Consider the following 21,345-nt stretch of genomic DNA (forward strand, 5'->3'; position numbering starts at 1 on the left):
AGACTTATCTGTCAATCGTGTCTCGGCGCCCCGCAGGGCGGCGGATTGCGGAAGGCAAACTTTCGGGTCGCCTCCCCATCGTGAAGGGAGGAAAGAGGCGGCGGGCAGATCGGTCTGCTGCCGGGGCGCAGACGCCCATGATTGGCCGGATGGTAAAATTTCGTTTACGCAATAATTGCAAATCAAGCTTTCCGAGCGTATCGCGCGCCCCGAAATCGAAAGGGTGAATGATCATGACGAAATGTTTCCGCCAACGGTCGACCGCACTGTTCCTGACCGCAGCCGCAACGATGACCATTGCGGCCTCGGCACATGCCCAGACGATCGAGACCGTCGACGGCGCCAATTATCCGACGACGCTGCAGTCGCTCAACACCTACGGGCCGCACCTCAACAACCTCGTTTCCGAGATCGCCGACTGCGACCGTCTGCTCGTCGATGACATCGCGGGCTGCGCGGGCAATCTGCGGATCCTCGCCGGCGGCGATTTTCGTGCGTCCAAGCTCGACGGCGACCTCCTCGCGGCAGGCTATGACAGCGACCATGGCATCGGACTTGCGGGGCTGGCGTTCGATATCGGCAACTATAGCCAGATCGGCGTGCTGGCCGGCTATCTCAAACACCAGTTCGACTTCGACGACCTGTCGAACAACGAACTGGAGGGGCTGCAGCTGGCCGCGTTCGCCGACTTCCAGCAGCATTCGGGCCTCTACGCGCGGCTCTTGGGCACCATGTCGTTTCTCGAGAACGAGAGTTTCCGAGCCGGCGTCCCGGGTGTCGCAGTCTACGATGCCAACCAGTGGACCGCGGGCGCGCACTTCGGGTACCGGATCGACGTCAGCCCGGTGACGCAGGTCGTGCCGTATCTCCACCTCGACTACAGCAATGTCGACCAGGACACGATCGATGACGGGGTCTATCTCATTCCCGATGCCGGCGCCGACCTGCTTGCCGGCACGGTGGGCGCCGAACTGCTGTTCGACATCGGCAGTTATGCAGCGGACCTTCGCGTCGGCTACCGGATGCAGTCGGGCGACGATTTCGTGACGCTGCGCCCGACGAGCTGCGCGCTCGTTCCCGCAGTCAATTGTGCGACCAATCTCACATCGCTCGACGATGATCAGGCAAGTGTGATCCTTGGTGGCGGCTTCGGCGGCCGTCTGGGGCGCCTCGCAATCATGGGGTCCTACAATGGCGAATTCTCGGGCGTGCGCGATCATCATGCGGGCCGCCTGACGCTGAAGCTGCCGCTCGGAGATCGCGGCGAAGTGATGGAGGCGCCCGCAGTGGTGCCGCCGCCGCCGCCCGCGCCGCCGCCCCCGCCGACGGTCACCTGTCCTGATGGCACGGTGATCCTGGCAAGCGAACAATGCCCGCCGCCCCCGCCGGCACCCACGCCGCCGCCGCCGTCGGTCGAACCCGAACGCGGCTAAACGCAAGTTTGAAGGGCCCTCGCTTTCATCTCGGAAGCGGGGGCTTTTTCCATACGGGCTCCGGATGCTTGTCCGGCGAGGGCGGGCGACCTAGAGGTGCGGGTGATGCGCGCCCTGTCCCACCTCGAACGGCTCGAAGCCGACGCGATCCACATCTTCCGCGAGACCGTAGCCGAGTGCGAGCGGCCCGTGCTGCTCACCTCGATCGGCAAGGATAGCGCGGTCCTGCTGCACCTCGCGCGCAAGGCGTTCCATCCGGGACCGCTGCCCTTTCCGCTGCTGCACGTCGATACGACCTGGAAATTCCGCGCCATGTACGACATGCGCGACCGGATCGCGGCCGCGGATGATGTCGAACTGATCGTTCACAAGAATGCGGATGCCGAGGCGCGGGGGATCAATCCGTTCGAGCATGGCGCGGCGCATACCGATCTGTGGAAAACCGAAGGACTGCGCCAGGCGCTGGATACGCACGGGTTCGATGCAGCCTTCGGCGGCGCACGCCGTGACGAGGAGAAATCGCGGGCGAAGGAGCGGATCTTCTCGTTCCGCAACGCGCACCATCGTTGGGATCCCAAGCGCCAACGACCCGAGATCGGCACGACCTTCAACGTGATGCGGCAGGAGGGAGAAAGCGTTCGCGTCTTCCCCATCAGCGATTGGACCGAGGCGGACGTCTGGGAGTATATCCGCGCGCAAGGCATCGAGATCGTGGACCTCTACCTTGCCGCCGAGCGACCGGTGGTCGAGCGGGACGGGCAACTCATCATGGTGGACGACGAGCGCATGAGGCTGCTGGAAGGCGAGGTGCCACAGATGCGTCGTGTGCGCTTCCGCACGCTCGGCTGCTATCCTTTGTCGGGTGCAATCGAAAGCGACGCGGACACGCTCGACAAGCTGCTTGCGGAAATGCGCGAGGATCGGCGCAGCGAACGGGCGGGGCGGATGATCGACCGGCAGGGCGCCAGCGCGATGGAGCGCAAGAAGCAGGAAGGATATTTCTAGCCCGATGGCGAAGGACCTCCTGCGCTTCATCACCTGCGGCAGTGTCGACGACGGCAAGTCGACGCTGATCGGACGCCTGCTGCTCGACACGGGCAATGTGCCGCTGGACGAAATCGAGGCGTTGGGCAGCGAAGTCGATCCGGCGCTGCTGGTCGATGGACTGTCGGCGGAACGCGAGCAGGGCATCACCATCGACGTCGCCTATCGCAGCTTTTCCACACCCAGCCGCCGTTTCATCGTCGCCGACACGCCGGGACACGAACAATATACCCGCAACATGGTGACGGGCGCCTCGCGGGCGGACGCGGCGGTAATTCTCATGGATGCGCGCAAGGGCCTGCTCGAACAGACGCGGCGGCATGCGCTGCTGGCCAAGCTCGCGGGGGTTCGGCATTTCGTTCTGGCGATCACGAAGATGGATCTGGCCGGGTTCGATGAGGCGCGCTTTGCCGACCTCGTGGCGGACTTTCGAGAGTATGCGGCAAGGATCGAGCTTGGGCACGTGGTGGCGGTGCCGGTGTCGGGAGCATTGGGGAGCAATGTCGTCTCGCGCGATGCCGAGCGCATGGGGTGGTATGGGGGGCCGACCCTGCTGAAGGCGCTCGATGCGGCGGACGTGTCGGCGCATGCGAACGGCGCATTTCGCATGCCGGTGCAGCGAGCGCATCGTCCCTCGGCAGATTTTCGGGGCGTTCAGGGGCAGATCGCCAGCGGCGCGGTCCGGCCGGGCGATCGGGTACGGTTGCTGCCGTCGGGGCGCAGCGCGCACGTCGAGCGGATCGTCGCCTATGAGGGCGACATGGAAGAGGCGGTTGCGGGGCAGTCGGTCACGCTGACCTTTGCGAACGAAACCGACTGTTCGCGCGGGGAGGTGATCGCCGATGCGCTCGATCCGCCCGAGGCTTCCGATCAGTTCGAAGCCGATCTCGTGTGGTTGGACGATGCGCCGCTGCTGCCGGGGCGCGCCTATTGGCTGAAGCTCGGCACGCAGACCGTGTCCGCGCGCGTGCAGCCGCCAAAATACAAGCTCGATCTCGGCGACCTGTCTGAGCTGGCGGCAAAGACGCTGGAGCTCAATGATATCGGGCGGGTGCAGTTCGCCACCGATCGGGACCTCGTGTTCGAGCCGTTCGAGGATGAGGATGGCGCGGTGCGGCGCACGCTGGGGCGCTTCATCCTCATCGACAAGGAAAGCCGCGCGACGGCGGCCGTCGGAATGATCCGCTTTGCCCTTCGGCGCGCGACCAATGTCCAGCGCCAGGCGCTCGACGTGGATCGTGCGATGCGGTCGGAGTTGAAGGGGCAACGTCCCGCGATCCTGTGGTTCACGGGGCTGTCGGGGGCGGGCAAGTCCACCATCGCCAATCTCGTCGAGCAGAAACTGAGCGCGCGGGGGCGGCATACTTTCCTGCTCGACGGCGATAATGTGCGACTGGGGCTGAACCGCGATCTCGGGTTCACCGACGCCGATCGGATCGAGAATATCAGACGCATTGGTGAGGTCGCCAGGCTGATGACCGAGGCGGGGCTGATCGTGCTGACAGCCTTCATCAGCCCCTTCCGCGCCGAGCGGGCGATGGTGCGCGAGATGGTGGACGAGGGCATGTTTTTTGAAGTTTTCATCGACACGCCCCTGTCGGTCGCGGAGGAACGCGATGAAAAGGGGCTCTACGCGAAAGCGCGCGCCGGGAAGATCGCCAATTTCACCGGCATCGACAGCCCCTACGAACCGCCCGAAGCGCCCGAATTGCGCATCGACACGACGGCGATGAGCGCGGACGAAGCCGCGGACGCGGTCGTGGACGCGTTGATGCGGCACGCGGATGGGGCGAACCCTTAGCCCGACATTCGCGTTGGTCGCCGCATGTATCGGGTCGAACAGAAGCCGTCGGAGCGCTGGGGCAGCATTGCGGTCGTCGTGCTGCTGCACGTCGGCGTGGCGGCGCTTGCGCTGAGTTTCGGGGGAATCGAGGTGCCGGGCCTTACCGAGGACGCGCTGGAGACGTTTGACGTCGACATTCCCCCGCCGCCCGAGCCGCCTCCACCGCCGGTCGTCGAGATCGAGGAGCCCGAGGAAGCGACACCCGAAGAGGAAGGCGAGGCGGCACCCGAACAGGTGCGCAGTCAGGCGACGCCTGTCGTGCGGCCCGAGAACACGCCGCCCATTCCCGTGCCGCCGACGATCACCAGCGCGACCGAGGCGGGCGACGGCAGCGATTCCACGCAGGGCGCGGGCGAGGTCGATGACGGCGGGACGGGTGCGGGCGGTGTCGGAAACGGCACCGGCTCGGGGCGTTCGGGCGACGGAACGGGCGGCGGAGGGCAGGGGTCGCGGCCGAGCGTCATCCCGCGCACGACACTAACGAAGGATGATTATCCGCGAGAAATGAGCAAGCGCTGGCCGCGCGGCGGCGCGGTGATGGTCGCGGTGCGGGTGCAGATCGACGGGAGGGCGACCGACTGCAAAGTCAACCGCGGGTTTGGCGATCCGGAGATCGATGCGATGACCTGTCGGCTAGTCGAGCAGCGCGTCCGCTTCGAGCCCGCGCGCGATGCTCAAGGCCGACCTTACGTCGATTGGTACGGTTACATGCAGCGCAATACGGGCGGCTAGACAACCGCGTCCCCCGTCGTCTCGCTTTCGCTGATCCGCAACATCGACAGCGCCGCGAGCGACATGACGGCTGCGGCGAAGAGCATCGTCCAGATGGGGTCGTTGGGGAAGAACGCCTTCAATACCGTTCCCATCAGCGTCGCGACGATCAGCTGGGGGACGACGATGAAGACGTTGAACAGCCCCATGTAGATGCCGAGTTTGCGCTGCGGCAGGCTCGACGCGAGGATCGCATAGGGCATGGCGAGGATCGAGGCCCAGGCGATGCCGACGCCGATCTCGGAAACGTAGAGCCACAAGCGGTTGGGAAAGAGCAGGAAGGTGAGGTATCCGATCGCGCCGCAGAGCAGGCAGACCATGTGGGTCTTTACTTTGCCGATGGATCTAGACATGGCGGGCAGGAGCGCGAGCGCGGCGATGGCGGCGACGCCGTTATAGACCGCGAACAGGTTGCCGACGAAGTTGCCCGCATTCTGGAAGGCGGCGGACGCGCTGTCGAGCGTACCGTAATAGCGCTGCGCGACTACTGGCGTCGTGTAGATCCACATGATGAAGAGCGCGGACCAGCTGAAGAATTGTGCCAACGCGAGCTTCTTCATGAGGCTCGGCATGCCTGAGAAGTCGCCGACGATCTGGCTGAGCATGTTCGACTTCTCGCCCTTGCGCGCCATCGCGATGGCGATGAGCGAGGCGACGCCGTAGGCCGCGAGCAATGCGGCGAGGAGATAGACTTCCTTCTCCAGATCGAAACTCATCACGACGAGGCTGAGGAGCGCGCCCGCCCCGATCCAGCCGAAGGCGCCCGACTGATTCTTTGCCGCCAGTGCGCGGATGGTGCCGCTGGCCGAGTCTTCGTCAGGCGCGCCGTCGAACGCGGCCATCTGCGCGGGCGAATATTCGTCGGTCGATATGACGGTCCAGAGCACCGCGAGGAAAAGGGCCGCCCCGCCAAACCAGAAGCTGTATCGGACCGTGTCGGGGATGGTGCCGTCGGGCGCGGTGTTGGCCACGCCCCACGCATCGAGCAGCGAGGGAAACAGCGAGCCGACGACTGCGCCGACGCCGATGAAGGCGGTCTGCACGGCATAGCCCGCGGTGTGCTGATTCTTGTTCAGCATGTCGCCGACGAAGGCGCGGAACGGCTCCATTGAGATATTCAGGCTGGCGTCCAGCACCCACAACAGGATCGCCGCCATGATTAGGACGTGCGCCAACGGCATCAGGAAAAGCGACAGCGCGGCGAGGATCGCCCCCGCGAGGAAATAGGGACGACGTCGGCCGAGGCGTCCAAGCCAGGTGCGGTCGGACATGTAGCCGATGATCGGCTGGACGAGCAGTCCGGTGAGCGGCGCCGCGACCCACAGTGCGGGCAGGTCGTCGAGCGATGAGCCCAGCGTCTGGAAGATACGGCTCATGTTCGCATTCTGGAGTGCGAAGCCGATCTGTATACCGAAGAAACCGAAGCTGATATTGACGAGCCCGCGCCAGTTCTGGCGAGGTTTTTGTGTCTGCACCGCAGTATCGTTCATGACGCCTCTCCCCTGACGATGGGACGAACGCTGGCAGGTTGGTGGGGCGATGACAATCGCACTTGGCACTGCATACGAATGCAGGATCGCGCGCTCAGGCGCTGTCGCGGACGACCAGTTCGACGGGAAGGACGACGCTGTCGGGGGCGCGGTCCTCGAGTTTGGCGAGCAACGTATCGACGAGCGTTTCGGCGGCCGCCCGGGTGTCCTGATTGACCGAGGTGAGATTGAGGAAATGGGCGGCGGGGCTGTCGTCGAACCCAACGAGGGCGATGTCATCGGGCACGCGCATTCCCCGTTCCTCCAGCAGTCCCATGGCGCCGATAGCGATAAGATCGGAGGCCGCGAAGATGGCGTCGACTTCAAGTCCGTCGAGGAGCAATTCGGCCATGGCGGCGCGCCCCGCTTCCTCGGTGGCGATCGCATCATATTGGCCCGCCGGTTCGAGTCCCGCTTCGCCGAGCGCAGCGCAAAGTCCTTCGTAGCGTTCGAGAAATTCGGGAGCGCCCTTGTCGGCATTGCCCAGGAAGGCGATACGCGTGGCGCCTCGGGCAACGAGGTGGCGACCCGATTGGAGGCCCCCGTCGCGATTGTCGCTGCCGACGGTGGTGCCGATCTGCCCTTCCTCGGTCGCACCCCAGCGTACGAAATGCGTTCCCTGCTCGATCAGCTGGGCGAGGCGCGGCTTGGCCTTGAGATAGTTGCCGTAGCCAAGAAGGATGATGCCGTCGGCCTTGCGGCTGTCCTCGAAATCGGTGTGCCAGTCGGCGGAAAGCTGCTGGAAGCTGATGAGGAGATCGTACCCCGCCTTCGCGCAGGCCCGCGTGAGCGCGCCCACCATCGAGAGGTAAAAAGGATTGATGCGGCTGTCGTCGGGAGTGGGATCCTCGAAAAACAGCAGCGCGATCGTCTTGGAGGCCCCGCCCGAGCGAAGGCTCGAAGCATGCCGATCGACCTTGTAGTTCAGCTTTTCGGCAGCGGCCACGACGCGGGCGCGGGTCTCCTCGGACACCGCCTTGTTGCCCGACAGCGCGCGGCTGACGGTCGGCTGCGAAACACCCGCGAGTGCCGCAATATCGAAACTGGTCGGTTTCCTGCCGGTCATGGACCCCGTGCGTTGCAGCGAAGCCACTCTCCTTTGGCTCCGCGAAGAGGCTAAGCGGGCTGCATACGTATGTATAGCGACTTTTGGAAAAGCGCGTTGCAGCCTGTCATGGTTTCGTCATGGCGTGCGCTTGCGCGCAGTGACGGCGGGGAGAGGATACAAGGGGACACTCATCATGAAATTGCCGCTCAACACGCGCTTCGTCGCCACCGCCAGCACGATCGCGATGGCGCTCGCCGCCAGCCCGGCGCTCGCCCAGACGGTCGATGAAAGCGACACGACGCCCGAACAGGAGCAGGAGGCCGAGCAGCCCAATTCGGCCATCGTCATCACCGGCTTCCGCCAGGCGCTCGAGAACTCGATCGATATGAAGCGCGACAGCCCGGTGATCGCGGAAGCCTTCTCGGCCGAAGACATCGGCAAGCTGCCCGACGTGTCGATCGCCGAGACTCTCGGTCGTCTTCCGGGCCTCGCGGTGCAGCGTATCGACGGACGCGCGCAGAGCCTGTCGGTTCGCGGCCTCGGCCCCGACTATTCGACCTCGCTTCTCAATGGGCGCGAGCTGGTATCCTCGGGCGACAACCGCGCGGTGGAATATGACCAGTATCCGGCCGAGCTCATCAATAACGGGATCGTCTACAAGATTCCCTATGCCGGCCTCATCGGCCAGGGTCTCGCGGGCACGGTCGATCTGCGGACGATCCGTCCGCTCGACGCGATCGATACCGTGGTCAGCGTGAGCGGCCGCATCGAGTGGAACGAGGAAGGCTCGCTCAACCCCGACATCGAGGCATGGGGGTATCGCGCGACGGCGACCTATGTCGACCAGTTCGCCGACGACACGGTCGGCCTTGCGGTCGGCGCGGCGCTCCAGTCGAGCCCGAGCCAGGTCAAGCGCTTCAACGCCTGGGGTTATCCCGGAATCGGCGAGGGCGACGCGGCCGGACCCAATTATCCTGACGATTCGGCGGGCGAGCTCATCCTCGGCGGTATGAAGCCGTTCGCGCGGTCGGTCGACCTTGACCGTCTCGGCCTGTTCGGGACGCTCGAATATGACGCGGGCAACAACTGGAATACTGCCCTCGACGTCTTCTTCGCCGACTATAAGGAGAACATTCCCCAGCGCGGCATCGAATTCCCGCTGAACCCCGGATGGGGCGGCGCCCGCGCCGTCAGCGAGGTCGTCAGCGGACCGGGAACGATCGCGCAGGGCGCGACCTTCACTGGCGTTCAGCCGGTCATCCGCAACGACTACGATCGCAAGGACACCCAGACGTTCGCGGCGGGCTGGAACGTCGCCTACGACGGCGAGGACGTGTTGCTCAATCTCGACGCGTCCTATTCCAACTCGGACCGGCGCCTCGAGCAGATCGAGAGCTATTCGGGCTTCGGATACGGAGCGCCGGACGGTGCGGTGCAGGATACGGTCAGCTATCAGCTGAGCGACGACGGCTTCCCGTTCATCTTCTCCAACACCGCCAACTATGCGGATACGAGCACGATCTTCATCACCGATCCGCGCGGTTGGGGCGGTGGTCGCGGACTGGTGCAGGCGGGCTTCATCAACGACACCCGCACCAAGGACGATCTCACGACGCTGCGCGCCGAAGCGGGCTACAAGCTGCCCGGCACCTTCCTCGAGAAGTTCGTCGCGGGCGTCGCCTGGTCGGATCGCAACAAGTCGCGCGATATCCTCCAGAACTTCCTGAGCATCGGCGGCGCATCGCCCTATCTCGATCAGGGCGCGATCCGGCAGGTCGCCATCCCCACCGAGGCCCTGCTCGAACCGACCGACTCGCTCGGGTTCCTGGGCTTGGGCAACCAAGTCATCTACGACCCGTTCGCGCTGCTCGACAGCGGCTTCTACACGCTCACCGACATCCAGAGCTCGGATCTTCCCTATCCGGGTGACTGGACCGTCAACGAGCAGGTCTGGACGCTCCATGCGCGCGCCGACATCGACACCATGCTCGGAAGCGTGCCGCTGACCGGCAACTTCGGGCTCCAGTACGTGCTCACCGACCAGGAAAGCTCGGGCTTCAACTCGCCGGGCGGGATCGGTGCGGTCGCGACGCCGGTCACCGATGGCGATGAATATTCGCATCTCCTGCCCAGCGTTTCGCTCAACTTCGAACTGAGCGAGGACAGCAAGCTGCGCTTCGGCGCCGCGCGCACGTTGGCCCGTCCGCGCATGGACCAGCTCAACGCCTCGTCCAATGCCAGCGTCTCGGAGCTGCCGCAGGGCCCGCTCACCTCGATCTTCGGCGGCGGCGGCGGCAACCCGCAGCTGCGGCCCTATATCGCCGACAGCGTGGATGCTTCGTACGAATATTATTTCGGCGGCGGCGAGGGCTATTTTGCGGCGGCCACCTACTACAAGTGGCTCGACGATTTCGTGAACCCCAATGCGTCGGTCGTTCGCGATTTCGCCTATTTGCTTCCGGTTCTGTCGCCCGAACAACTGGCGATCGCCAACAGCACCACGACCCTCGGTCTCGTGAGCGGGCCGGACAATGGTGCCTCGGGCCATATCTTCGGCGTCGAGGCGAGCGTTGCGGTGCCGTTCGGACTGATGGCCCCGGCGCTCGAAGGGTTCGGCTTCCAGACCAGCGTCTCCTACACCGAGAGCGAATTGACGATCGACGGCACCGAGGACACGATCGACGTGCCGGGCCTGTCGGACTGGGTCGTGAACTCCACCGCCTTCTTCGAGCGCGGCGGATTCGAGGCGCGCGTCAGCCATCGCTACCGCACCGAGTTCCTCGCGGAATTCATCGGCATCTCGGCCAGCCGCACCTTCCGCACCACGAAGGCGGAATCGATCTTCGACGCGCAGATCGGCTATCGTTTCGGCGAGGGCACGGCGGTCGAAGGGCTGTCGCTCACCTTCCAGGCGTTGAACATCACCGACGAGCCGTTCATCAGCTATCAGAATGGTGACGAGCTGCAGGTCATCGATTACGAAAGCTACGGGCGCACCTACCTTCTGGGTGCTTCTTACCGCTTCTGATCGATGAGCGGGGTGCCGCAGCGTCGGCACCCCGCTCGTCATCGGACCATTTGCGACGCGAGACGATCCAGGGGGTCGAACATGGCGCGTGAGGGCAGCATGCACATCCTGATCGCTGGCGGGGGAACCGCGGGCTGGATGAGCGCGGCTGCCCTCGCACGCTTCGCACCGCCAGGATATCGCATCTCACTGGTGGAAAGCGAGGCGATCGGCACCGTCGGGGTGGGCGAGGCGACCATCCCGCAAATCCACCTGTTCAATGCCGCGCTGGGGTTCGACGAGGCCGAGTTCCTCGCCGCGACCAAGGGCAGCTTCAAGCTCGGCATCGAGTTCGACGGTTGGGGCGCTCCGGACAGCGCTTATATGCACGCCTTCGGCGCGATCGGGCGGGGCATGGGCGTCGTCCCTTTCCATCATTACTGGCTCCGCGCGAAGGCTGAAGGGATCGCCAAGCCGCTCCAGCGCTATTCGATGAACGAACTGGCGGCGCGCACGATGCGGGTGCAGCCGGGGGGGATGGCGGCGAATGGGCCCGAATTGCCTTATGCCTATCACTTCGATGCCGGCCTCTATGCGGCTTATCTGCGGCGCTATGCCGAAGCCCGTGGCGTGATCCGACACGAGGGCCGGATCGCATCGGTCGGCCGCCACGGCGAAACGGGCGACATTGCCGCGCTGACGCTCGAGGACGGGCGATCGCTGGAAGCTGATTTCTTTATCGATTGCACGGGCTTTCGCGCGCTGCTCATCGAGGGCGCGCTCGAGGCCGGGTTCGAGGACTGGACGCGTTGGCTGCCCTGTGACCGCGCGATTGCGGTGCCATGTTCGAGCGGCGGCGACTTTACGCCTTATACCAAGGCGATCGCGCGGGAGGCGGGGTGGCAATGGCGCATTCCGCTCCAGCACCGCATCGGTAACGGCTATGTCTATTCGAGCGCGCATCTGTCGGACGACGAAGCGGCGGCGACCCTGCTTGCCAACCTCGACGGTAAGGCGCAGGCCGATCCGCGCCCTATTCGCTTCACTACAGGCAAGCGCAAGAAACAGTGGGTCGGAAATTGCCTCGCGATCGGCCTGTCGGCGGGATTCCTCGAACCGATGGAATCGACCTCGATCCACCTGATCCAGAGCGCGATCAGCCGGTTACTCGCTCTGCTGCCGGGCGAGACGCGCGCTTCGGCGGCGGCGGACCATTTCAACGCGCAGGCCGATTTCGAATGGAGCCGCATCCGCGATTTTCTCATCCTTCACTATCATGCCAACGGGCGCGAGGGGCAGCCGTTCTGGGATGCGCTGCGGACGATGGACGTGCCGGACAGCCTCGCCGAAAAGCTCGCGCTGTGGCGCGGGGCGGGGCACATCCACCGCGAGCATGAGGAATTGTTCACAGAGGTCGGCTGGTTCCAGGTGTTTGCGGGGCAGGGCGTCGAGGCGACGCGCTACAATCAGATCGCCGACAGCCTCGCGACCGACGATCTGGGGCGGCAACTGGAAGACATCGAGCGCGGCTGCATCGACCATGTCAAACGCCTGCCGCGTCATCTCGAAGCGCTGCAGGAAATGCTCGCCACGACAGGAGAAGCTGCATGAAGTTCCCGTTCCTCCTTGCAGCATCGATGCTGTGCGCCAGCCCCGTCGCCGCGCAGGAGTATCGCGAGCGGCTGCCGCAGGACGAGATCATCTATTTCGTGCTGCCCGACCGGTTCGACAATGGCGATCCGTCGAACGATCGTGGCGGCATCGCAGGCTCGCGGCTCGAGCATGGCTACGACCCGACCGCGCGCGGCTTCTACAATGGCGGCGACCTTGCAGGGCTCACCTCGCGGCTGGATTATCTTCAGGACATGGGCATCACCGCCATCTGGTTTGCGCCCATTTTCAAGAACAAGCCCGTACAGGGGCCGCCGGGACAGGAAAGTGCGGGCTATCACGGCTATTGGGTCACGGACTTCACTTCGATCGACCCGCATTTCGGGACCAACGAAGAATTCAAGGCCTTCGTCGATGCGGCGCACGGACGCGGCATGAAGGTCTATATGGACATCATCACCAACCATACGGCCGACGTGATCAAGTATCGCGACGGGGGCGACTATTCGTATCGCTCGAAGGCGGACTATCCCTATTCGACGCGCGGCGGCGTGGAAGGCGCGCGGATCAACGAAGGATTCCTCGGCGACAATGTCCAGACGATCGAGAATTTCGCGAAGCTGACGGATCCCGATTACGCCTATGACGTGATGGTGCCACCGGGGGAGGAGGGCGTGAAGGTCCCCGCCTGGCTCAACGACCCCATCTACTATCACAACCGCGGCGACACGGTCTTCTACGGCGAGGACAGCCTTTACGGCGATTTCGTGGGGCTCGACGATCTGTTCACCGAGAATCCGCTCGTGGTCGGCGGGATGATTGACATCTTCGGCTCATGGATCGACCGCTTCGGGATCGACGGATTTCGCATCGACACGGCGCGGCACGTAAACCCAGAATTCTGGCAGCAGTTCGTGCCCGCGATGGAAGCGCGTTCCGAAGCGGCGGGCATCCCGAACTTCCATATGTTCGGCGAGGTTTACGCAGACGTTCCCGACAACGGCTACATCGCGCAATATACGCGCCGCGACGGCTTTCCCGCCGTGCTCGACTTCGCATTCCAGGCAGCCGTGCGCGAGGTACTGGGACGCGGAAAGGGGACGGGCGTGATGGCGCGGCTGTTTGCGGGCGACACGCTCTATCGCGGCGGCACGGAGGCGGCCAAGGCGCTGCCGACCTTCCTTGGGAATCATGACATGGGTCGCTTCTCGGGTCTCATGAAGGAAGACATGCCCGACATTTCGCAGGACGAGCTGCTTGCGCGGGTGATGCTCGGCCATGCGATGCTGATGACGCTGCGAGGCAGCCCGACCATCTATTATGGCGACGAGCAGGGATTCGTGTCGGACGGGAACGACCAGTTGGCGCGCGAGACGCTGTTCCCGAGCCGGGTCGCGGAATATAACGACAACGACCTGATCGGCAGCGACGCGAGCGTTGCGGACGACAATTTCGACCCGGCCCATCCGCTCTATGCCGAGCTGAAGGCGCTGGCGTCGATCCGCACGGCGAGCGCGGCGCTCCGGCGCGGGGACCAGATGACGCGCTTCTATCAGGACACGCCCGGCCTGTTCGCCGTCTCGCGCTTCGATCCGGAGAGCGGGACGGAAACACTCCTCTTGTTCAACACCTCGACCGAAGCGATCGAGGGGCAGGTCGAAGTCGACATGACGAGCACCTCCTTCGCTGCACTTCGCGGCGACTGCGCCGCGCAGGTGTCGGCGCCCGGCAGCCTCTCCTACGCGCTCGCCCCCCTGTCCTACGCGATCTGCGAGGCACGATGAGCGAGCGCGATCCTTCGATGCTGGGTCAGGCCGAGGCCGATAAGAGCGCTCCTTGGTGGAAGGGAGCGGTCATCTACCAGATCTATCCCCGCTCCTTCCGTGACAGCAATGGTGACGGGATCGGCGACCTCAAGGGCATCACCGAGAAGCTCGACCATGTCGCCGAGCTCGGATGCGACTGCGTCTGGATCAGTCCCTTCTTCACCTCGCCGATGGTCGACTTCGGTTATGACGTCGCCGATTATCGCGGCGTGGATCCTATCTTCGGCACCCTCGAAGATTTCGATGCACTGGTTGCGCGTGCGCATGCGCTGGGGCTGAAGGTACTGATCGACCAAGTCTATTCGCATACGTCGGACAAGCATGAATGGTTCGAAGAGAGCCGGAAGGATCGGACCAATTCGAAGGCCGACTGGTACGTATGGGCCGACCCCAAGCCCGACGGCTCACCGCCCAACAATTGGCAGAGCGTGTTCGGCGGTCCGAGCTGGACGTGGGACGCGCGACGGCGGCAATATTACCTGCACAATTTCCTGAAAGAGCAGCCCGACCTCAATCTCCACAGTCCCGACGTTCAGCAGGCAATCCTCGACGTGGCGCGCTTCTGGCTCGAACGGGGCGTCGACGGCTTCCGGCTGGATGCGCTCAACTTCGCGATGCACGACCGCGCACTGACCGACAATCCGCCGGTCGAGAATCCGGTCAATCCGACCCGGAGCTTCGATTTCCAGCACCATTATCACAACCAGTCGCAACCCGAGCTGATCGGTTTTCTGAAGCGCATCCGCCAGCTCGTCGACGATCATGGCGGCATCTACACGATGGCCGAGGTGGGCGGCGAGCAGGCGCCGCAGGAGATGAAGGACTTCACGCAGGGCAATGCGCGGCTGCACAGTGCCTACGGTTTCGACTATCTCTACGCGAAAGAGTTGACCGCCGAGGTCGTGCGCACGGCGATCCGTAGCTGGTCGGGCGCGCCGAACGAGGGGTGGCCGAGTTGGGCCTTTTCGAACCATGACGCGCCGCGCTTCGCCTCCCGTTGGTGGGCGGGCGAGGAGCGCGAGGCGATGGTCAAGGTCGCGATGCTGCTGCTCATGAGCCTGCGCGGCAATCCGATCGTCTACCAGGGCGAGGAACTGGGGCTGCCGCAGGCCGAGGTCGCGTTCGAGCATTTGCAGGACCCCGAGGCGATCGCCAACTGGCCGCTGACGCTGGGACGCGACGGCGCGCGCACGCCGATGGTCTGGGACGCGAGCGCGAATGCGGGCTTCGGAAGCGAGGGTTGGCTACCGGTTGCCGATGCCCATCGCCCGCTTCATGCAGCGGGGCAGCGCGAGGACCCGTCGAGCATTCTCAACTGGACCAAGTCGGTCATCGCCCTGCGCAAGGCGCACGAGGCCCTCAGAACAGGCTCGATCCGGCTGTTGAAGGAAGACGGCGCGCTGCTGGCTTTCGAGCGCGAGACGGACAGCCAGAGGCTGCATTGCCTCTTCAACCTCACCGATCGCACCATTCCGCGCGGCGACCTGGCTGGCGGCCGCCCCCTCGTCGAATTCGGCGGAGTGGAAGCGGACATGATGCCCCCCCATTCCGCCATCATCCTGGAGATCGACCGATGATCCGTTTTGCGTTCGCCGCCGCCTTGCTCGGGACCACCGCCATGCCCGCCGCCGCGCAGGAAGTCGTGACCTCGCCCGACGGCAGGCTGTCGGTGAGCGTGGACGTCAATGATGAGGGACGGCCTTTCTATACGGTCAGCCGCGATGGCGTGGCGCTGATCGGGGAGAGCCGTTTGGGCTTCCTGATGGCGGACCAGGACAAACTCGAGCGGCGGCTGGCGCTGACGGCCGCCGAAACGCAACGCCACGAGAGCCGCTGGGAGCAGCCGTGGGGCGAGCGGCGGTTCGTGACCGATCGTCATCACGAACTGTCGGTAACCTTCACCGAGGACAGCGACGAGAAGCGGCAATTCGGGGTTACGTTCCGCGTGTTCGATGACGGAATCGGCTTTCGCTACACGTTCGACCATCCCTCGCTGGGCGACACGATCCGCATCGCGGACGAGTTGACAGAATTCAACGTCGCGCAGCAGGGCGCCGCCTGGTGGATTCCGGCGGGCGAGTGGAACCGATACGAATATCTCTACGAGGAAACCCCGATCCGCGAGGTGAGCCTCGTCCATACCCCCTTCACGATGAAGCTTGAGGACGGCACGCATCTCGCGATCCACGAAGCGGCGCTCACCGATTTCGCGGGCATGTGGGTGAAGCGCACCACCGGCACGAACCTTCGCGCCACGCTGGCGCCGACGGGATCGCGCGCGGCGCGGGTGGAACGCGCGAACGGCTTCTCGACCCCGTGGCGCACGATCCTGGTGAGCGAAGATGCGGCGGGGCTGGCGAACAGCGACCTGATCCTCAACTTGAACGAACCCAACAAGATCGCGGACATCTCCGACTGGTTCACGCCGCACAAATATGTCGGCATCTGGTGGAGCCTGCATCTCGACGAGGAGACATGGGGCTCGGGCGAGCGGCACGGGGCGACGACCGAAAACGCCAAGCGCTACATCGATTTCGCCGCCGAAAACGGCTTTTCGGGCGTGCTGGTCGAGGGGTGGAATATCGGTTGGGACGGCAACTGGTTCTTCAACGGTTCCGAGTTCAGCTTCACCGAGGCCTATCCCGATTACGACTTCGAGGAAGTGGCGCGCTACGCCGCCGAGAAGGGCGTGCCGATCATCGGGCATCACGAGACGTCGGGCGATGTCGGCAACTACGAGGCACAGCTCGAGGACGCGCTCGACCTGATGGCTGCGCGCGGGGTGAAGGCGATCAAGACCGGCTATGTCACCGACGCCTGCAACCTGCGCTACGTCCACGAGGACGGACGCGAAACGCGCGAATGCACCGAGAGCCAGGTGATGCAGCGGCACCATCTCAAGGTCGTCGAGGAGGCGGCCGAGCGGCGGATCGTCATCAATCCGCACGAGCCGGTGAAGGATACGGGGCTACGGCGTACCTACCCCAACTGGGTCAGCCGCGAGGGGGCGCGGGGGATGGAGTTCAACGCCTGGGGCGTGCCCGACAATGGCGCGGCTCATGTGCCGACGATGGTGTTCACGCGGATGCTGTCGGGGCCGATGGACTATACGCCGGGGATCGTCAGCCTCGAGGGGCGCGGGCAGCCGCTACCGATGACGTTGGCGCGCTCGATCGCCGAATATGTGCTGGTCTATTCGCCGATCCAGATGGTCGCGGATCTGCCCGAACATTATGCCGAAGCGGGACTGGCGCTCGAGTTCATCCGTACCGTGCCGGTCGACTGGCAGGATAGCCGCGTGCTTCAGGGCGAGATCGGCGATTATGTCGTTACCGCGCGGCAGGACCGGAACAGCGAGGATTGGTATCTGGCTGGCGGGACGAACGAGGACGGGCGCACGGTGGAAGTGTCACTCGACTTTCTCGACCATGAGACGACCTACGCAGCTTTTGGCTGGGTCGATGGCGAGGGAGCGAGTCTCGAAGGCGATGCGCGCTTCAAGATGGAAACATGGTCACGCACGATCCGCCCGGGCGACCGCGAAATGAGCCTCGACATGGCGCCGGGCGGTGGGTTCGCGGTTCGCTTCACGCCGGTGGTGCGCTAGACCGCCGGGCATGCATCCGGCCTCGATCACGATTCTGGGCGGCGGGACCGCCGGCTGGATGGCGGCCTGTCTGCTCCAGCATCATTGGCCCGATTGCCGGGTCACCGTGATCGAGAGTAAGGCGATCGGGATCGTCGGGGTCGGCGAGGGGTCGACGCCGCAGCTCAAGCATTTCTTCGAAACGATCGGGGTGAGCGAGGCCGAATGGATGCCCGCCGCGCATGCGACTTACAAGCATGGCATTGCGTTCGAGGGCTGGTCGGCAGATCCGCGATACGACCGGTATTTCCACCCATTCCCGTCGGCGCTCGACGTGCATACTGTGCACGACTTCTTCCGCGCGACCCAATTGCGACGGTCAGGGCTGGACGTGCAGGCGCATCCCGATGCTTTCCTGCTTCCCGGTTGGCTTGCGAATGCCAAGCGGGGGCCGGAGTCCGATGCGGACTGGCCCTTCGAGACAAGCTACGGCTATCATTTCGATGCGCACGAAGTGGGGCAGGTACTCAAGCGCGTCGCGACGGGCCGCGGCGTCGAATGGCGCGATACGACGATCGGGCGTGTCGAGGTTGCTGACGGAGCGGTGACGGCGCTGGTCGGCGAGGATGGCGAGCGGCACACGGCAGATTTCTTCCTCGACGCATCGGGCTTTCGCGCCATGATCATCGAGCAGGCGCTGGGCGTCGGGCACCTGGCGTTCGCCAACAATCTGTTCAACGACCGCGCGGTGGTGATGCCGACGAACGTTGCCGACGGCGGCCCGGGATGCGCGACGCGGGCGGTGGCGATGGAAGCGGGTTGGCGCTGGTCGATCCCGCTCACGCATCGCACCGGCAACGGCTATGTCTATTCCTCGCATTACCTCGAGCCGGCGGCGGCCGAGGCGGAACTGCGCGCGGCGCTCGGGGCCGGAGACGATGTCGAGGCGCGGCACCTTGAGATGCGCTGCGGGCGGGTGGCGAAAAGCTGGGCAGGCAACTGCCTCGCGATCGGGCTCGCACAGGGCTTTCTCGAACCTCTGGAGGCCACCGCGCTGCATCTCGTTCTGGCGACGGTGGAGCGGTTCATCGAACGGGTCGATGAAGGCGGGCTTCGAAGCGAGACGCGCGCCGCGTTCAACACCGAGATCGCCGAACGCTACGAAGGCATTCGCGATTATATCGTGGCGCACTACCGCTTGCAGACGCGGCGCGACACGCAATATTGGCGCGACTGCGCGAGCCACGACGAACTTTCGGTCACGCTCAAACAATTGATGACGGCCTGGTTCACCGGTCGCGATCTTGACGGCACGGTGCGCCAGCTCAAGATCGCGGACTATTACAATGCGGTGAGCTGGCACTGTCTTTTCGCGGGCTATGGAAATTTTCCCGCAGATCGGCGATTGAGGGCAGCGGGTGTGAACGATCCCACGATCGACATGGACCGGATCGAGCGGTTCCTCGACGCCTGCGAAACGCACTATCGCTCGCACGACGAGATGCTGGCGGAACTGGAAAAGGGGGCCTGATGCGCTCGTCGACGCTGTTACTGTTCGGAGCCACGGGCGACTTGTCGCGGCGGATGTTGTTGCCCTCGCTCTACGGCCTGTTCGCCGACGAACTGCTGCCTGACGATGTGCAGATCATCGGCACCGCGCGCTCGTCGCTGTCCGACGAGGAATTTCGCGAGACCGCGATCGCGGCGCTGCGCGAGCGGCTCCCGAAGGATTTCTACAACGAGATCATCGCGCGCAAGTTCGTGAAGCGTCTGTCCTACGTAAGCGTCGATGCGACGACGCCAGAGGGATATGACGAGCTCGCTGCCCGCATCCCCATCAACAAGGGCGTGTCGATCTTCCTGTCGACGGCGCCGAGCCTGTTCACCACCGTGATCGAAAATCTCGAACGGGTGGGTCTCGCGGGCGAGACGGTGCGCCTCGCGCTGGAAAAACCGATCGGCGAGGATCTGCCGTCGAGCTGCAAGATCAACGACGCCGTCGCAGCGGCTTTCCCCGAGCGGCGCACTTTCCGCATCGACCATTATCTCGGCAAGGAGACGGTGCAGAACCTCCTCGCCTTCCGCTTCGCCAATTCGTTGCTCGAGCCGGTATGGAACGCGAGCCATATCGACCATGTGCAGATCAGTGTGGCGGAAACCGTGGGATTGGAAGGGCGCGCGGAATATTATGATGACAGCGGGGCGAGCCGCGACATGCTGCAGAACCATATGCTGCAGATGCTGGCGCTCGTCGCCATGGAACCGCCGGCGGATTACGACGCCGATGCGGTGCGGGCGGAAAAGGTCAAGGTGCTGCGCGCGCTTCGGCCGATCACGCCCGACATGGTCGAGCGGGACGTGGTTCTTGGCCAGTATGACGGCTACGCGGACGAGCTCGGCAAGGACACCGACACCGAAACCTTCATCGCGCTGAAGGCGCACGTCGACAATTGGCGCTGGTCGGGCGTGCCCTTCACGCTACGGCACGGCAAGTCCATGGCCGAGCGCAAGACCGAGATTTTCATCCAGTTCAAGTGCGTGCCGCATTCGATCTTTTCCAACGTCAACGCGGTGCCGCAGCCCAACGAGTTGATCATCTCGATCCAGCCCGAGGAGAATATCCGCCTCAAGCTGATGACCAAGACGCCGGGGCTCGACCGTGGGGGCATGAGCCTTCGCGAAGTGCCGCTGGACGTCACGCTCGACCAGGCGTTCAGCGATTACCGGCGGCGCATCGCTTACGAACGGCTGCTGCTCGACCTCATCGAGGGCGACCCGACGCTGTTCGTGCGGCGCGACGAGGTGGAGGCGCAATGGGCGTTCATCGACCGGCTGCGCGCGAGCTGGCTCGAGGCGGGGATGCGGCCCGCCCCCTATGAATCGGGCAGTTGGGGTCCTAAGGCCTCCGCAGATCTGATGAACACCGACGGGAGAGCCTGGAATGATTGAAGCCGAATGGTGGGAATATGACGACCGCGACGAGATGGCGGCTGCCGTCGCGGGCGACATCAGCTTCATCATCGAGAGCGCCCTTGATGCGCGCGGCGAGAGCCTCGTCGCCTTTCCCGGCGGCTCCACGCCGCAGCCGGTGTTCGAGAAGCTCGCGCAAAAGGACCTGCCGTGGAAGCGGGTGACCATCATTCCGGGCGATGACCGGCTGGTCCCGGTCGACAGCGACTTGTCCAATATCCGCTCCATCGCGCAGGCGATGATCTCGACCGGCGCGCGCATCTACCCGATTGCGGCGGAGAATGACGATTATGTCATGGCGGGCCAGGCCGCCGACGCGCGGCTGAAGAGTCTCAAGTGGCCGCCCGACGTGGTCTGGCTCGGAATGGGGCTCGATGGTCATACGGCCTCGCTCTTCCCCGGTCCCGACCTCGAGGCCGCGATGGACGCGCCCAAGACGAAGCTCGCCATGGGCATCCGCCCGGACCCCATGCCCCCCGAGGCGCCCGTCGACCGCGTCAGCCTGACACGCGCGGCGATCCTGCAGGCGCGGGCAATCACCGTATCGATCACCGGGCAGGAGAAGCGCGAGCTTCTCGAAGCCGGGCTCGAGGACGGACAGTCTTCCAAGCTGCCGATCGTGCGCGTCCTCGCAGAGAGCGAACTTCCCGTCGATATCCACTGGGCGCCCTGAAGGA

Annotated in this window: 14 protein-coding genes; 12 read left to right on the plus strand and 2 right to left on the minus strand. The window is 64.5% G+C overall.

The window, feature by feature from the left end:
• Nucleotides 1-233: 233 nt before the first annotated feature.
• The 4 genes from WJS89_RS09990 (at nucleotide 234) to WJS89_RS10005 (ending at nucleotide 5,052) form a co-directional block, all read left to right on the plus strand.
• Nucleotides 234-1,433, plus strand: a complete 1,200-nt coding sequence (locus WJS89_RS09990; protein WP_346340786.1) for an autotransporter outer membrane beta-barrel domain-containing protein — start codon at nucleotides 234-236, stop codon at nucleotides 1,431-1,433.
• Nucleotides 1,434-1,538: 105 nt separating this feature from the next.
• A complete protein-coding gene (cysD, locus tag WJS89_RS09995) occupies nucleotides 1,539-2,438 on the plus strand; it encodes a sulfate adenylyltransferase subunit CysD (protein ID WP_346340787.1) in 900 nt (299 codons plus the stop codon).
• Between the two features lie 4 nt (nucleotides 2,439-2,442).
• Complete coding sequence (cysC, locus tag WJS89_RS10000; protein ID WP_346340788.1) at nucleotides 2,443-4,278, plus strand: adenylyl-sulfate kinase; 1,836 nt, start codon at nucleotides 2,443-2,445, stop codon at nucleotides 4,276-4,278.
• Nucleotides 4,279-4,302: 24 nt separating this feature from the next.
• Nucleotides 4,303-5,052, plus strand: a complete 750-nt coding sequence (locus WJS89_RS10005; RefSeq protein WP_346340789.1) for an energy transducer TonB — start codon at nucleotides 4,303-4,305, stop codon at nucleotides 5,050-5,052.
• Here the strand turns inward: WJS89_RS10005 and WJS89_RS10010 are convergent.
• Entirely contained in the window at nucleotides 5,049-6,581 is a 1,533-nt protein-coding gene (locus tag WJS89_RS10010) for an MFS transporter (RefSeq protein ID WP_346340790.1), read from the minus strand. The genes WJS89_RS10005 and WJS89_RS10010 overlap by 4 nt on opposite strands.
• Nucleotides 6,582-6,675: 94 nt before the next feature.
• Entirely contained in the window at nucleotides 6,676-7,686 is a 1,011-nt protein-coding gene (locus WJS89_RS10015) for a LacI family DNA-binding transcriptional regulator (RefSeq protein WP_346340791.1), read from the minus strand.
• Between the two features lie 175 nt (nucleotides 7,687-7,861).
• On the opposite strand from WJS89_RS10015, the gene WJS89_RS10020 reads away from it, so the two are divergent.
• The 8 genes from WJS89_RS10020 to pgl all read left to right on the plus strand — a co-directional run bounded on the left by WJS89_RS10020 (nucleotide 7,862) and on the right by pgl (nucleotide 21,341).
• On the plus strand, nucleotides 7,862-10,696 hold the full coding sequence (locus tag WJS89_RS10020; protein ID WP_346340792.1) for a TonB-dependent receptor: 2,835 nt from the start codon (nucleotides 7,862-7,864) through the stop codon (nucleotides 10,694-10,696).
• An 81-nt stretch (nucleotides 10,697-10,777) separates the two neighbouring features.
• On the plus strand, nucleotides 10,778-12,286 hold the full coding sequence (locus WJS89_RS10025; RefSeq protein ID WP_346340793.1) for a tryptophan halogenase family protein: 1,509 nt from the start codon (nucleotides 10,778-10,780) through the stop codon (nucleotides 12,284-12,286).
• On the plus strand, nucleotides 12,283-14,070 hold the full coding sequence (locus tag WJS89_RS10030; protein WP_346340794.1) for an alpha-amylase family glycosyl hydrolase: 1,788 nt from the start codon (nucleotides 12,283-12,285) through the stop codon (nucleotides 14,068-14,070). The genes WJS89_RS10025 and WJS89_RS10030 overlap by 4 nt, the downstream gene beginning before the upstream one ends.
• Nucleotides 14,067-15,689 (plus strand): alpha-amylase family glycosyl hydrolase, encoded by a 1,623-nt coding sequence (locus tag WJS89_RS10035; RefSeq protein WP_346340795.1) that lies wholly within the window; start codon nucleotides 14,067-14,069, stop codon nucleotides 15,687-15,689. The genes WJS89_RS10030 and WJS89_RS10035 overlap by 4 nt, the downstream gene beginning before the upstream one ends.
• A complete protein-coding gene (locus tag WJS89_RS10040; protein WP_346340796.1) occupies nucleotides 15,686-17,719 on the plus strand; it encodes a glycoside hydrolase family 97 protein in 2,034 nt (677 codons plus the stop codon). The genes WJS89_RS10035 and WJS89_RS10040 overlap by 4 nt, the downstream gene beginning before the upstream one ends.
• A 10-nt stretch (nucleotides 17,720-17,729) precedes the next feature.
• Nucleotides 17,730-19,229, plus strand: a complete 1,500-nt coding sequence (locus tag WJS89_RS10045; protein WP_346340797.1) for a tryptophan halogenase family protein — start codon at nucleotides 17,730-17,732, stop codon at nucleotides 19,227-19,229.
• The gene (zwf, locus tag WJS89_RS10050) at nucleotides 19,229-20,647 is read left to right on the plus strand and encodes a glucose-6-phosphate dehydrogenase (RefSeq protein ID WP_346340798.1); all 1,419 of its coding nucleotides are present in this window, start codon (nucleotides 19,229-19,231) and stop codon (nucleotides 20,645-20,647) included. The genes WJS89_RS10045 and zwf overlap by 1 nt, the downstream gene beginning before the upstream one ends.
• Nucleotides 20,640-21,341, plus strand: a complete 702-nt coding sequence (gene pgl, locus WJS89_RS10055; protein WP_346340799.1) for a 6-phosphogluconolactonase — start codon at nucleotides 20,640-20,642, stop codon at nucleotides 21,339-21,341. The genes zwf and pgl overlap by 8 nt, the downstream gene beginning before the upstream one ends.
• The last annotated feature ends 4 nt before the right edge of the window (nucleotides 21,342-21,345 follow it).

This window comes from Sphingomicrobium aquimarinum, from assembly GCF_039655735.1.
In the GTDB taxonomy this organism is placed as follows: Bacteria; Pseudomonadota; Alphaproteobacteria; order Sphingomonadales; family Sphingomonadaceae; genus Sphingomicrobium; species Sphingomicrobium aquimarinum.

What these genes read in the sequence shown, in the direction of transcription:
- pgl (WP_346340799.1), top strand. Translation starts at nt 20,640, where the DNA reads ATGATTGAAGCCGAATGGTGGGAATATGACGACCGCGACGAGATGGCG.
- WJS89_RS10035 (WP_346340795.1), top strand. Translation starts at nt 14,067, where the DNA reads ATGAGCGAGCGCGATCCTTCGATGCTGGGTCAGGCCGAGGCCGATAAG.
- WJS89_RS10005 (WP_346340789.1), top strand. Translation starts at nt 4,303, where the DNA reads ATGTATCGGGTCGAACAGAAGCCGTCGGAGCGCTGGGGCAGCATTGCG.
- cysD (WP_346340787.1), top strand. Translation starts at nt 1,539, where the DNA reads ATGCGCGCCCTGTCCCACCTCGAACGGCTCGAAGCCGACGCGATCCAC.
- WJS89_RS10020 (WP_346340792.1), top strand. Translation starts at nt 7,862, where the DNA reads ATGAAATTGCCGCTCAACACGCGCTTCGTCGCCACCGCCAGCACGATC.
- WJS89_RS10045 (WP_346340797.1), top strand. Translation starts at nt 17,730, where the DNA reads ATGCATCCGGCCTCGATCACGATTCTGGGCGGCGGGACCGCCGGCTGG.
- WJS89_RS10015 (WP_346340791.1), bottom strand. Translation starts at nt 7,686, where the DNA reads ATGACCGGCAGGAAACCGACCAGTTTCGATATTGCGGCACTCGCGGGT.
- WJS89_RS09990 (WP_346340786.1), top strand. Translation starts at nt 234, where the DNA reads ATGACGAAATGTTTCCGCCAACGGTCGACCGCACTGTTCCTGACCGCA.
- zwf (WP_346340798.1), top strand. Translation starts at nt 19,229, where the DNA reads ATGCGCTCGTCGACGCTGTTACTGTTCGGAGCCACGGGCGACTTGTCG.
- cysC (WP_346340788.1), top strand. Translation starts at nt 2,443, where the DNA reads ATGGCGAAGGACCTCCTGCGCTTCATCACCTGCGGCAGTGTCGACGAC.
- WJS89_RS10040 (WP_346340796.1), top strand. Translation starts at nt 15,686, where the DNA reads ATGATCCGTTTTGCGTTCGCCGCCGCCTTGCTCGGGACCACCGCCATG.
- WJS89_RS10010 (WP_346340790.1), bottom strand. Translation starts at nt 6,581, where the DNA reads ATGAACGATACTGCGGTGCAGACACAAAAACCTCGCCAGAACTGGCGC.
- WJS89_RS10030 (WP_346340794.1), top strand. Translation starts at nt 12,283, where the DNA reads ATGAAGTTCCCGTTCCTCCTTGCAGCATCGATGCTGTGCGCCAGCCCC.
- WJS89_RS10025 (WP_346340793.1), top strand. Translation starts at nt 10,778, where the DNA reads ATGGCGCGTGAGGGCAGCATGCACATCCTGATCGCTGGCGGGGGAACC.